We start from the raw sequence: 12,608 nt of genomic DNA on the forward strand, positions 1-12,608 counted from the left end.
CATGGCCGTGACCGCCGCAGCAGCCACCCTCGGCATGATGATGGTGATGATCGTGCGCGTGGTCATGGCCGCACCCGCAGCCGTCACCATGATGGTGATGGGCGTTCGGATCGGTCAGCACGGCCGCTAGCCGGCGTTCGAGCGCAATCGACTGCTCGCGCGGGGCGTCGCGCGCTTCGATCGTGAGCGCCATCACCTCGGCGCCGACCCGCAGATCGTCCACCTGTCCCAGATAGTGACGCCGGAGACGCCCCTGCCGGTCGAAAATGAGAATCGTCGGCGTACCCTGGATCTCGAAGGCCTCCATGGTCTTCGGCAGGCTCTTGCCGTTGGCCTTGTCGAGCGCCACCGGGAACGAGAGGCCGTGCTCGGCGACAAAAGCCTCGAGCGCCGCCTTGCTCTGCGTGTCCGTCTGCTCGAACGGCGTGTTGAGCCCGATCACGGCCACCTCGTCATCGTTGAAGGCGTGCGCGAGACGTGCCGCCTGCGGCAGGCCGTGCCTGAGGCTGCCCGGGCAATGCTGCTGGAAGGCGGCCAGCACGACCACCTTGCCCTTGAGGTCCTTGAGCTTCGGCGGCGTCTCGGCGTTGAACCAGGCGGCGGCTTCGAGCTCGGGCGGGCTTTCGGGATCGAACATGAAAAAGGTCCTTTCTGCCCCGCCGGACGCGGGGCGGGCATGGCATGTGTTGGCCGGCACACTACCCGGAATCGCGGCCCGGTGTCAGGGGGTGGGCGGAGCGGCCGCAACCGCACATGTAGGGGCACCGCAGTCTATTGAAAGGGATCACGTTCCTCGATGGGTGGCGAGGGCCTCGCGGTCCAGGATCTCGATTCGCCCGCGCTGGGTCCGGATCCAACCCGCCCGCTCCCACTCGCCGAGATACCGGCTGATGACCTCGCGCACGCTGCCGAGATCCAGCGCCAGTTGCTGATGGGTCTTGGCCACGCACCCTTGCCCGTCGGCCTCCGCGATCAGACGCCCGGCAAGCCTTTGCTCGAGCGAGGCGAACGCCATCTCGTCGACGAGCGAGATCATGGTCGAAAGGAGAGTGCTGTAGTCGTCCAGCACGAAGCGGCGGAACGGCGGCGATTGCGCCATCAGCGTATGAAAGCTTGCGGCCGGCAGCGCGGCCAGCCGCGTCGGAGCTTCCGCAACGCTCTCGGCAGGAAAGGTCCCGCCCGCGAGCAGGCATTGTGTCGTGAACACGCACGTCCCGCCGGCGGCGACTTTGTAGAGCAGAAGCTCGCGCCCCGAGCTGGACGTCTTGAAAGTCCGTGTCCCGCCTTCGAGGCACATGACATAGTTGGGACATTCCCATCCCTGCCGGTAGGCGACGTCGCGTTCCCGGAGCTCGGGAAAGCGAACCTGGGCGCGCGCCAGCGCCAGATGTTCTGGGGCAAGCTCGGCCAGGGCGGGAAAAAGGCCGAGCCAAACGTCTTCGAAATCATGTGAAGGCATTGCGGTTTGCGTTTCGTGACCCAGGTTACAGATGGTGGCTTTCGGCTCGAATACCCCAGTGTCTCACGACGCAAACGGTCGTGGCGAGCCCGCCCGAGCGGGTCGAACAAAAAAGTTGGGAGGAGCGCGGGCGATGTCCGGAAAGATCATTTTTATCAGCGCCATCGCCTTGGCGATGTCGATTGGCGTCGGCCCCTCCCGGGCTCAGAGCATGCTCGACATGGTCGATCTCTCGCAGCCGGCCTTCACCAAGGCCGAGATGACGCGGGCCGAGATCGAGGCCGCTATCGCCAAGCTGCCTGAGGGCGAAAAGCTGGATCTCTTCGGCAAGGCCCTGAACAATCTCGACCTGTCGGGAATGGACTTGCGCCGCGTGAACTTTCAGGCCGCCCGCCTCATGGGTTCGAATCTTTCCAAGGCCAACCTCGAAGGCGTGAACCTCGACTCGGCCTGGTCGCTCAATTCCAACTGGACCGGGGCCAACCTCAGGAGCGCAAGCCTGTTCGGAACGCAGTTCGTCGGCGCAAAGCTCGACGGCGCGGATATGACGGGTGCCCACGTGGCGGGTGACTTCTCGAAGGCCAGCATGAAGGGCGCGATCCTCGACGGCGCCGACCTCTCGGCCAACGAGAAGAACCAGTCGATGGGCCTCATGCGCGGCACGTTCAAGAGCACGGTCCTCGACGGCGCCTCCTTCAAAGGCGCCAACATGCGCCGCGTTCTGATCGAGTATTCGAGCCTGAACGGCGCCGATTTCACGGGTGCATCGCTCACGGGCGGCGAGCTCGGCGGCTCGGACTTCACCGGCGCCAACGTGGCCGGCGCCGATTTCGAGGGCGCCGACGTCAACTCCGCCCGCATCGGTGCCATGAAGAACGCCGACAAGGCCAAGAACCTCGACAAGGTGAAAAATTTGGACCGCGCCTTCCGAAACTGAAGGAGCGCCGTGTCCGTAGATGGAAAGGTACGAATGCCGATGCGATCTGGGAGCGCCGCCATGTCACCACGTTTCATATTTGTTTCCGTAGCCCTGCTGGCCCTGGCATGGGCGATCGCCCTGCCTGCGGCAGCCGCCGGCCGGCAGCCTTACGACGCCGCGGCGCTGGCCGCCGCGCAGGCGGCGGGCAAGTCCATCCTCGTGCATGTCAGCGCACCGTGGTGTCCGACCTGCAAGGCCCAGAAGCCCATCCTGGACAAGCTCGCGGCCGATCCCGCGTTCAAGGATGTCGTGATGTTCGAGCTTGATTTCGACACCGGCGGCGAAGCGCTGAGGACGCTCAACGCCCGCAGTCAGTCGACGTTGATCGCCTTCAAAGGCGAGAAGGAGACCGGCCGTTCCGCTGGCGATACCAGCACCGAAGGCATCGAAGCGCTTCTTAAAACCGCCCTCTGAGTGAGGCCGTGACCCTCGCTACTCTGGCATTGGCAGCTCTCGCCGGCACACTGTCGGTTCTGTCTCCGTGCGTCCTGCCGCTGCTGCCGATCGTGCTCGGAGCCGCCGCCACGGAGCATCGGTGGGCACCGGCCGCGCTCGCCGTCGGAGTAGCCTTGTCGTTCACCGTGCTCGGCTTGTTCGTCTCCACGATCGGTTACGCCGTCGGGCTCGATGCCGCCCTGTTTCGCACCGTTGCCGCCGCGGCTCTGCTGGCCGTCGGCATCGTGCTGATCGTAGAGCCGTTGCAGGTCCGCCTTGCCGCCGCCGGCAGCCCCATCGGCAACTATGTCGAGGAGGTGTTCGGCGAGTTTTCGACGCGCGGATGGAGCGGACAATTTCTGTTGGGCCTTGTGCTTGGCGCCGTCTGGGCGCCGTGCGTAGGCCCGACGCTTGGCGCGGCGTCCGTGCTTGCTGCGCGTGGCGAGAACCTCGGACAGGTGGGGTTGACCATGGCGCTGTTCGGATTGGGCGCCGCTCTTCCGCTCCTGGCCTTGGGGGTTCTTTCGCGCGAGGCCATGATGCGGTGGCGCGGCCTGCTCTTGGGAGCGGGCGGCACGGGGAAGACCGTGCTCGGCGTCCTGCTCGTCGCCATTGGCATCCTCATCCTGACCGGCTTCGACAAGACCATCGAGGCGGCCCTGGTCGAAGCTTCCCCGGCGTGGCTGACCGAGCTCACGACCCGCTATTGAGCCGAAGCGCACAGTCTTATGGATTTCAGCAAGCCATTGTTAACGCTGTAAAGCGGCTCGCCCGGCGCGTGCCCCGTCCTTAACGGAGTTTGGCAAGCTTCCCGCTAAGAGTGACGGACCTACGTCAGTAAAGTCACTTACGCACGGATGATCAAAGCTGCTGCAACTGAAGGCGATGCTCGCGCCCTCGCCGCCTTGCCGGCGACGCCGGGGCGTGCGTGTGATGTCGCGGTTGTCGGAGCGGGCCTGGCCGGCTCCATCGCCGCCACCATGCTGGCACGTGCCGGCCATTCGGTGGTGATCATCGATCCGCACCGAACCTACCCCGACGACTTCCGCTGCGAGAAGTTCGACGACGGGCAGATGGCGGTCCTGAAAAAGATCGGCCTCAGCGACACCGTGACCGCCGCCTCGACGCACGACCGATCCGTGTGGGTCTCGCTCCTTGGCCATCTCGCCGAGAAGCGGCCGAGCGACCAGATGGGATTTGACTATGGCCCGCTCGTCAACCGGCTGCGCGCCGAGCTGCCGCCGTCCGTCACTCAGATCCACGGCAAGGTTACGGCTGTTGCCAACAGCCCCGATCGTCAGAGCGTCTCCATTTCCACCGGAGAGACCATCGAAGCGCGTCTGGTGGTGCTGGCCAGCGGCTTGAACAATGCGCTCCGCGAGCAGCTTGGTATCGAGCGCGTGGACCTCTGCCGGTGCCAGTCGATCACCTTCGGTTTCGACATGGAGCCGTTGGCGGGAGCGAGCTTTCCCTTCCGTGCGCTCACCCACTACGGCGAGCATCCGCGCTTTCGGGCAGCTTACATCACGCTGTTTCCGATCGGCACGCGCATGCGTGCCAACTTCTTCGTCTACCGCGATCTCGCAGACCCGTGGCTGCGTGCGTTTCGCGATGCGCCGGAGGCGACTCTCAGCGCTGCGATGCCGCGTCTCGAGCGCCTGACCGGCCCCTTCCGCATCGTGGGACCGGTGAAAATGCGCCCCATCGATCTCTACGAGACCACGGGATACCTGACGCCCGGCCTGGTGCTTGTGGGCGACGCCTTCGGCACCGCTTGCCCCGCAGGTGGCAGCGGCGCACGCAAGGCGCTTGTCGACGTCGAGCGCCTCTGCAACGGCCATGTCTCGCGCTGGCTCGCCACCCCCGGCATGGGGGTTGAGAAGATTGCGAGCTTCTACGCCGACCCCGAGAAGGTCGCGCACGATCGCCGGTCGTTGGCGCTCGCCTATTCGATCAAGGCCATGGCGCTCGACGAGAGCCCGATCTTCTGGGCACGCCGATGGATGAAGCTGGCGCTGACACGCGTGCGCTGGGCGAAGATTGCGATCTCCTCCGCATTCTCCAGACCTCTTGCACCGATTTTGGATCGCGGGATTGAAGCGTCGGCCGGACCGTCGCGGCCGCGGGGATGATCCTGCGGACACCGAGGTCACTTAAGTGATTTCGGTGGCCGGCCAGATCTGGAACAGGCCGCTTTCGACGCTGCTCATCGCCTCCACGACGGCCATGTTGTCGAAACCCGTGAGGCGCGCTTGCATGGCCTTGAGCAGCGCATCCTCGCCGCCGGCGTCCATCGGCACCGTAATCGACTGCCGGCCTTCCTTGTCCGTCAGGATCCAGAACAGATCGGTTGCAAACGGCCCGCTATCGGTGGTGATCACCGCCACGTTGCCGAGACTGGACCACGGAAGCGAGGCGATGCCGCCCGCCCCGTCGTCGACCGAGATGGTTTTCTCGTCGAGCATGACGCGCACGGGAGACGCGGAGCGACGTTGAGGCTGAGCCTCGTGGTGCCGCCGGAACAGCTTTGAAAGCCAGTTCAGCATCGCCGTTATCCCACGAGAGGAGCACGGAAAGCCTTTCGGCGCCGTGCAGGGTCACGTGTAGATCACGATTCATACGAGAGTTCGAGCGTCTCGGATAAGCGCGAAATGAGCGCATGAGATCCCCTGACTGAAGTCAGGGGATCCTCTCGCCGCTGGACGCGTCGCGCGTTCAGCCGAGACGCTGCTCGAGATCGGCAAGCTCTTGGCTGAGCGCCGACGGCAATTTGGCGCCGAATGTCGCAAAATGTTCGCGGATCGACGGCAGCTCGGACTTCCAGCCCGCGATGTCCACCTTCAAGAGCTCGCCCATGGCGCCCGGCGCCACGTTGAGCCCGTTGATGTCGAGCGCACCATCGGCGGGCAGTTTGCCGATCGGCGTGTCGACCGCTTGCGCCGTGCCGTCGCACCGCTCGAAGATCCACTTCAGCACGCGGCTGTTCTCGGCATAGCCCGGCCAAAGGAACTTGCCTTCGGGGCTCTTCCGGAACCAGTTGACGTAGAAGACCTTCGGCATCTTGCTGCCGCCCTTCTCGCCCATCTTGATCCAGTGCTGGAAGTAGTCGCCCATGTTGTAGCCGCAGAAAGGCAGCATGGCCATCGGGTCGCGGCGCAGTTCGCCGACGCCTCCGCCGGCTGCGGCGGCGGTCTTCTCGGACGCCATGATGGAGCCGAGGAACGTGCCGTGGCGCCACGAAAGCGCTTCGGAAACGAGCGGCACCACCGATGCGCGCCGTCCGCCGAACAGGATGGCATCGATCGGCACGCCGGCGGGATCCTCCCACTCCTTGGCGATCACGGGACACTGGGCCGCCGGCGCCGTGAAGCGTGCGTTGGGATGCGCCGATGGGCGTCCCGACGCGGGTGTCCAGGAGCGGCGCATCCAGTCGATGGCATGGGCCGGCTGCTCGCCCATCTGCTCCCAGTAGACGTCGCCGTCGTCGGTGAGCGCGACGTTCGAGTAGATGATGTTCGCGGTGAGCGTCTTCATCGCGTTGAGGTTGCTGTCGTTCGACGTGCCGGGCGCGACGCCGAAGAAGCCGGTCTCCGGGTTGATGGCATAGAGGCGGCCATCGGCGCCGAATTTCATCCAGCAGATGTCGTCGCCGACCGTCTCGGCCTTCCAGCCGGGAATGGTCGGCACCAGCATGGCGAGGTTGGTCTTGCCGCAAGCGGACGGAAAGGCCGCCGCTACGAACTTTGACCGGCCTTCCGGGTTGGTGAGCTTGAGGATGAGCATGTGCTCGGCCATCCAGCCCTCGTCGCGGGCTTTGACCGAGGCGATGCGCAGAGCGTGGCATTTCTTGCCGAGCAGCGCGTTACCGCCGTAGCCCGAGCCATAGGACCAGATCTCGCGAGTCTCCGGGAAATGCGTGATGTACTTGGTCTTGTTGCAGGGCCAGGGGACATCCGCCGTCGCCGGCGTCGAGAGCGGATAGCCGACGGTGTGCCGGCCGCGCACGAAATCGCTGCTTTGGCCGAGCGCCGCCAGCACCTTGTCGCCGACGCGCGTCATGATGTGCATGTTGGCGACCGCATAGGCGCTATCGGTCACCATGACGCCGATGCCGGCGATGGGCGAGCCGATCGGCCCCATCGAGTACGGGACGACGTACATGGTGCGCCCCACCATCGCCCCGTCATAGAGCTTGCTCAACGTCGCTTTCATCTCGTTGGGATCGGCCCAATTGTTGGTCGGACCCGCATCGTCCTTGGAGCGCGAGCAGATGAAAGTCTGATCCTCGACGCGGGCGACGTCGGCCGGATCGGAGCGCACGATAACGGAGTTCGGCCGCTTGGCCGGGTTGAGCCACTGGGCGGTTCCCCCGTCCACCAGCGCCTTCAACATTTCTTGGTATTCCCACTTGGTGCCGTTGCACCACCGGACATTGTCCGGCTTGAACAGGGCCTTTGCTTCCTCGACGAAGGCGAGAACAGCGGGATTGCTCGTTTTGGCATCCACAGGCGGCATGGCGTTCATGTTGGGTGTTCCTCCGCGCAATGAGCGTTGAAAGGCTTGATGCTTTCTTTTTGGCTTGGGCGCGGAAGCAAGGCTAGCATCCGGAAGATCGTCCGGACAAGCACAGCCAAGGGCAATCGGTTAGCGCTTGGACTTTTGATCGCGCGCCAGCGCCGCAAGGCGAACCAGCTCCTGCCGCGCTTCGTCCGGCGTCGTCACGCGGATGGTAAACGGCAGCCGGCATGTCGTGCCATCACAGACGATGTCGAAGCCTTCCGGATCGATGCCCGTCATGCGCCAGGGTCCACCCGGCGCACCTGCGAGCTCCGTGGCGTAAAGGGCGAGGGCCGCGGCGTGATCGTCGTTCATATGCGAGACGATGTCGGCGTGGGCCGAGATCAGGCCGGCTGAATCGTCCGTATTGATCAGAAAATCGCCTGGCGCGAGGTCGACGATCCTGCCGAAGCCCCCGATGAAGTGCGCCCGCTCCGGTTGCAGTTCGTAGAAGGCGAAATCCGGAAAATCCGCGTAACCCCGGGCCGTTTGGTGCCGGCCCAGGAAACGCTCCCGGGCAGAGGCGCGCTCCGTTTTGACCGCCCGGCCGATCACCGTGACGCGTCCGCCTGCAAGGGGGTCGCCGGCCGCATCCGTACCGTCGAAAAGCAGGCTTGCCCGGGCGTCGGAATTGAGATTTCTCGTGTGAAGTGCGAGGGTTGAGATCAAGAGCAGCGGCGTTCCGTCCACATCGGTTGCGATTGTGACCAGCGAGGCGTAAGGATGGCCGCTCGATGCCTCGAGCGTCGCCAGCGAGGCCTTGAGGGCGCGGCGCATGATGAGGCGCGCGGCGTCACCCGGCGGAAGCTGGGCTTGAGACGGTTGCCGCGAAGCGCCGGGTTCTTTGCCGCTTTCGGTGCCTGCCATGTGTGATCACTCCGCTCGGTTCTGGCTTTCGAGGCCATTCAGTTCGTGTTCAGGCCCCGACGCATAAGAAGGCTCCTGCCACAATTGATCCACCTTGGGACCATAAAGCGCCAGGAAGGCAAATAGGATTGCCGCGAGGATAATCGGGACCATGAAAGAGAAAAGCACGATCGCGCTGGTGGATGACGAGCGGAACATTCTGACCTCGCTCGGCATGGCACTCGAGGCCGAAGGCTACAAGGTGCGCACCTACAGCGATGGCGCCTCCGCGCTCGAGGCTCTGACCGAGGATCCCGCCGATCTCGGCATCTTCGACATCAAGATGCCCCGCATGGACGGCATGGAACTGCTCCGCCGGGTGCGCCAGCAGTCGGACATGCCCGTCATCTTCCTCACCTCCAAGGACGAGGAGATCGACGAGTTGTTCGGTCTCAAGATGGGGGCCGACGACTACATCGCCAAGCCCTTTTCGCAGCGCCTCATCGTCGAGCGCGTGCGCGCAATCCTCCGTCGTCTGCAGCCCAAGGACGGTCAGGTCGCCGAACCGCAGGTCGCTCACATTCTGGAGCGTGGCAAGCTGAAGCTCGATCCGGAGCGCCACACCTGCCATTGGGACAATCGTCCCGTGACGCTCACCGTCACCGAATTCCTCATCCTTCAGGCCCTTGCCCATCGCCCCGGCGTGGTGAAGACGCGGGACGCGCTGATGGACGCCGCCTACGACGATCAGGTCTATGTCGACGACCGCACGATCGACAGCCATATTAAGCGCTTGCGCAAGAAGTTTAAGCAAGTCGACGATGATTTCGACGTCATCGAGACGCTCTATGGCGTAGGCTACCGCTTCAAGGAAGCCTAGCCACGCGCGTCGGTTGAGTTTCTAGAGAAGAGTTAAAGAGGCGGGCCGCGCTGTAACCGGTCCGCGTGGAGGGGTAATGGCGCTCGAAACCGAGCGAACGCCTGCTGTCGACACCGGACTTGAGGCCATCCTCTCCGGTGCGCGGAGGCACCTCTCCAATCTCGTCCGCCGGATCCGCTATGTCTTTCGCCAGCGGCCGGCCGTCGGCACCGGCGCACTCGGTTGGTGGCGCACTTTTCCCCCCGTCCGCTTCATCGCTGGCAGTCTGTTGCGCCGCATTCTCGTGGCCAGCGTTGCTGGCCTCGTTGTGATGATCGGTGGCATCCTCTACTTCAGCGAGAACAACTCCTGGCTCATCGACGCCAAGCGCGAGTCGCTGCGTGTGCAAGGCGAGATTATCGCCGCCGCGATCGCGGGTGACGCGCGGGTCGAAACCGGCCGCCTGGTCATCCACACCGATCCGGTCGTGGAGGAGGAGCCGAGCTCGCCTTACGACGAAGCCTTCACCGCGCACGAGTTGTCCATCCGTCCGGAGCGCGTCGCGCCGATTCTGCGTCGTCTGGTCGAACCCACGACGCGCCGCGCACGCGTCTACAGCCGCGACGGCACGCTGGTCATGGACTCCGCGACGCTCTTGAAGCGCGGCCAGCTTTCGCGGCACGAGCCCAAGGTCCCTGACGGTGGACGGACCAGCACCAAGAATTTCTGGACCCGCCTCAAGTCCTGGATGCTCGCCAACGACGATCTCCCTGTCTACAAGGAGATCGGCAACGCCAACGGCACCTCGTATCCTGAGGTAAAGCGGGCGCTCGAAGGCAAGGCGACGGCGATGCTGCTCCTGAACGAGAAGGGCCAGCAGATTGTCTCGACCGCTGTTCCCATCCAGCGCGCGTCCGTCGTGCAGGGCGTGCTTCTCATGTCGACGCGGCCCGGCGAGATCGACAAGATCGTCTCCGATCAGCAGGATCAGATCTGGCTGCTTGCACTCTTTGCCGGGCTGGCGACCCTGCTCAGCGCGCTTCTTCTGGCGCGCACCGTTGCCGGCCCCATACGCAGGCTGTCGGCCTCGGCGGATCTCGTGAGCCGCAACATCGGCGCACGCCACGAGCTTCCGGATTTCGCTCATCGCACCGATGAGGTGGGACAGATGGCGTCGGCGTTTGCCGCCATGACGGCAGCGCTCTATCGCCGTGTCGAGGCCAGCGAGAGTTTCGCCGCCGACGTGGCCCACGAGCTCAAGAATCCCCTGACCGCCGCGCGCTCGATGGCCGAGTCGCTATCGTATGCGAGGACGGACGAGCAGCGCAAAGAGGTCGTAAAGCAGATTCAGAACGAGTTGATGCGCCTCAACCGCCTGATCACCGACGTATCGAATGCCTCCCGTCTCGACGCCGAGCTCGCTCGCCAGCAGATGGGTCCGCTCGACGTGACCGCCGTCGTCGCCAGTGTGACGCAGATCTTCAAGGACATTCTCTCGGGCGACAGCCGCCGCGTGGAGACCATCATCGCGGTCGCGCCCTTCGAAGGTGCGTTCCTGGTCAGCGGCCACGCCGGCCGACTGGGCCAGGTGCTGACGAATCTGGTCGACAACGCCATCTCGTTCTCGCCTGAAGGTCGCGCAGTCACGGTTTTCCTTCGCCGCGTCGGCGCCAACGTCGAGCTGGCCGTCGAGGACGAAGGCCCCGGCATCCCGGAAGATCGTCTCAACATCATCTTCGATCGCTTCTACACCGACCGCCCAGACACGGAGGCCGTACGCGGCAAGAACTCCGGCCTCGGGCTCTCGATCTCGCGCGAGATCATTCGCGCCCACGGCGGCGAGATTTCTGCCGAGAACAAGAAGGCTGGCCCAGCGAAGTCTCCGGAGCGCCGCCCGGGAGCGCGCTTCGTCGTGCGCCTGCCTGCTCTCCTTTCCTCTGCGCGTGCTGGTGCAGCGGGTGGGCGGCGCGTTGGATCCGAGCGCCATGAGCCATCCTCCAACTGAAACGGTTCATGGAACGGCGATCGCTCTAGGCGGGAAAGCGGCCCTGATCCGCGGCGCCTCGGGATCGGGAAAATCCGACCTCGCCCTCCGGTGCATTGCCATGCCGCAGCTGGCGCACATCCCGTCTCGCGCCGAGTTGCTCGCCGACGATCAGGTCTGCCTGCTCGCCAAAGGGGGGACGATCGAAGCCAGCCCTCCTCCGACGATCGCTGGCAAGATCGAGGTTCGCGGCCTCGGGATCGTGACGCTCCCTCATCGCGCCGCCGCGCGCCTCGCGCTGGTGGTCGACCTCGTGACGGCGGGCGACGTCCCGCGTTATCCACTCGATGCGACATCTGCGAACTACCTCGGTATCGAGGTGCCGCTGCTGCGGCTCGCTCCTTTCGAATCTTCCTCTCCTGTCAAGCTTATTCTCGCTCTCGACGCCGCATGAAGGGTATTAACCGCCCCGGGAGCGTGGCCAGGAAACCCCTTGCTTTGCCCGCGAACCCCTGTAAGTCTCCGGCCCGCTACAAACGGTGGGTGTGGCATCGTGCTGCTCACGACAGGATGGTGAATGTCGTGACGCCACGGAGACTTGGAGCACAACCCTGCTATTGGGCTGGTGCTCGGAACTTCCAACTTCGAAATAACCTCGGCTCAATTAGATGATCGGACTTGTGATCGTCACACACGGCGGCCTGGCGGTCGAGTTCCGCGCGGCGCTCGAGCATATTGTCGGACCCCAGACACAGCTCGAGACCATCTCGATCGGCCCCGAGGACGACATGGAGGCACGCCGTGCCGAGATCCTGGAGGCCGTGCGCCGTACGGAGACGGGCTCGGGCGTCATTATCCTGACCGACATGTTCGGCGGCACGCCGTCCAACCTCGCCATCTCCGTCATGGACGAGGCCAATGTCGAGATCCTCGCCGGCATCAACCTGCCGATCCTCGTCAAGCTCGCGGGATTGCGAGCCGAGGTGCCGCTCGACGAGGCGGTAACGCTGGCCCGCGAGGCCGGACGCAAGTACATCAAGGTGGCCAGCCAAGAGCTTTCAGGCGAGCAGTGATAGGTCGACGAGAGCGCGATGCCTGAGATCAGAGACAGCAAGCGTCCCGAGGCCGTCGTCACCGTCGTCAACCGCAAGGGCCTCCACGCCCGCGCATCCGCCAAATTCGTCAAGCTGGCCGAGACCTTCGAGGCGGCCGTGACGGTCACCCGCGACGGCCAGACGGTCGGCGGCACGTCGATCATGGGGCTGATGATGCTCGCTGCCGGTCCCGGCTCCACCCTCTACATCACGGCCGAAGGCACCGAGGGCCCCGAGGCGCTCGCCGCCCTGGTCGATCTGGTCGAGACCGGCTTCGGCGAGGAACTCGCCGAGGAGGATTGAGCGCCTCTGTGCCGTCCGACATCTGCGGTTTGTGGCCTGAATCCGCCCCGTCACGGTAGGCAATACCACGGGTCCGCGTCCCTGCCCGCTGA

General features: G+C 64.7%; 14 protein-coding genes. 9 read left to right on the plus strand and 5 right to left on the minus strand.

Annotated elements, in window-relative coordinates:
• The coding region (locus tag QZV93_RS08125) for a TlpA disulfide reductase family protein (RefSeq protein ID WP_295557472.1) at positions 1-637 on the minus strand (637 nt) is incomplete at its 3' end.
• Positions 638-784: 147 nt separating this feature from the next.
• Entirely contained in the window at positions 785-1,459 is a 675-nt protein-coding gene (locus QZV93_RS08130) for a Crp/Fnr family transcriptional regulator (protein ID WP_295557474.1), read from the minus strand.
• A gap of 133 nt (positions 1,460-1,592) precedes the next feature.
• Here QZV93_RS08130 and QZV93_RS08135 point away from each other — a divergent pair, with 133 nt between their 5' ends.
• From QZV93_RS08135 to QZV93_RS08150, 4 genes are all read left to right on the plus strand, one after another.
• On the plus strand, positions 1,593-2,396 hold the full coding sequence (locus QZV93_RS08135; protein WP_295557476.1) for a pentapeptide repeat-containing protein: 804 nt from the start codon (positions 1,593-1,595) through the stop codon (positions 2,394-2,396).
• A gap of 60 nt (positions 2,397-2,456) precedes the next feature.
• Positions 2,457-2,852 carry a thioredoxin family protein gene (locus tag QZV93_RS08140; RefSeq protein ID WP_295557477.1) on the plus strand — a complete coding sequence of 132 codons (396 nt, stop codon included), beginning with the start codon at positions 2,457-2,459 and terminating at the stop codon, positions 2,850-2,852.
• An 8-nt stretch (positions 2,853-2,860) separates the two neighbouring features.
• Positions 2,861-3,583: a cytochrome c biogenesis protein CcdA gene (locus tag QZV93_RS08145; RefSeq protein WP_295557479.1), complete on the plus strand. Its 723-nt coding sequence runs from the start codon at positions 2,861-2,863 to the stop codon at positions 3,581-3,583.
• Between the two features lie 147 nt (positions 3,584-3,730).
• A complete protein-coding gene (locus QZV93_RS08150; RefSeq protein ID WP_295557481.1) occupies positions 3,731-5,005 on the plus strand; it encodes an NAD(P)/FAD-dependent oxidoreductase in 1,275 nt (424 codons plus the stop codon).
• Between the two features lie 21 nt (positions 5,006-5,026).
• On the opposite strand, the gene QZV93_RS08155 is transcribed toward QZV93_RS08150, so the two are convergent.
• The 3 genes from QZV93_RS08155 to QZV93_RS08165 all read right to left on the minus strand — a co-directional run bounded on the left by QZV93_RS08155 (position 5,027) and on the right by QZV93_RS08165 (position 8,297).
• Entirely contained in the window at positions 5,027-5,419 is a 393-nt protein-coding gene (locus QZV93_RS08155) for a hypothetical protein (protein ID WP_295557482.1), read from the minus strand.
• A gap of 169 nt (positions 5,420-5,588) precedes the next feature.
• Positions 5,589-7,397 (minus strand): phosphoenolpyruvate carboxykinase (GTP), encoded by a 1,809-nt coding sequence (locus QZV93_RS08160; protein ID WP_295557484.1) that lies wholly within the window; start codon positions 7,395-7,397, stop codon positions 5,589-5,591.
• A 120-nt stretch (positions 7,398-7,517) separates the two neighbouring features.
• Positions 7,518-8,297 (minus strand): DUF2470 domain-containing protein, encoded by a 780-nt coding sequence (locus QZV93_RS08165; RefSeq protein WP_295557486.1) that lies wholly within the window; start codon positions 8,295-8,297, stop codon positions 7,518-7,520.
• A 151-nt stretch (positions 8,298-8,448) separates the two neighbouring features.
• Here QZV93_RS08165 and QZV93_RS08170 point away from each other — a divergent pair, with 151 nt between their 5' ends.
• The 5 genes from QZV93_RS08170 to QZV93_RS08190 all read left to right on the plus strand — a co-directional run bounded on the left by QZV93_RS08170 (position 8,449) and on the right by QZV93_RS08190 (position 12,516).
• A complete protein-coding gene (locus QZV93_RS08170) occupies positions 8,449-9,156 on the plus strand; it encodes a response regulator transcription factor (protein ID WP_295557488.1) in 708 nt (235 codons plus the stop codon).
• A 76-nt stretch (positions 9,157-9,232) separates the two neighbouring features.
• Positions 9,233-11,140, plus strand: coding sequence for a stimulus-sensing domain-containing protein (locus QZV93_RS08175; RefSeq protein ID WP_295557489.1), 1,908 nt, complete (start codon positions 9,233-9,235; stop codon positions 11,138-11,140).
• Entirely contained in the window at positions 11,121-11,573 is a 453-nt protein-coding gene (locus QZV93_RS08180) for an HPr kinase/phosphatase C-terminal domain-containing protein (RefSeq protein ID WP_295557491.1), read from the plus strand. The genes QZV93_RS08175 and QZV93_RS08180 overlap by 20 nt, the downstream gene beginning before the upstream one ends.
• Positions 11,574-11,787: 214 nt before the next feature.
• Positions 11,788-12,192 carry a PTS sugar transporter subunit IIA gene (locus tag QZV93_RS08185; protein ID WP_295557492.1) on the plus strand — a complete coding sequence of 135 codons (405 nt, stop codon included), beginning with the start codon at positions 11,788-11,790 and terminating at the stop codon, positions 12,190-12,192.
• Positions 12,193-12,210: 18 nt separating this feature from the next.
• Positions 12,211-12,516 carry an HPr family phosphocarrier protein gene (locus tag QZV93_RS08190; protein ID WP_295557494.1) on the plus strand — a complete coding sequence of 102 codons (306 nt, stop codon included), beginning with the start codon at positions 12,211-12,213 and terminating at the stop codon, positions 12,514-12,516.
• Positions 12,517-12,608 lie beyond the last annotated feature (92 nt).

The organism is uncultured Hyphomicrobium sp. (assembly GCF_902826555.1).
In the GTDB taxonomy this organism is placed as follows: Bacteria; Pseudomonadota; Alphaproteobacteria; order Rhizobiales; family Hyphomicrobiaceae; genus Hyphomicrobium_C.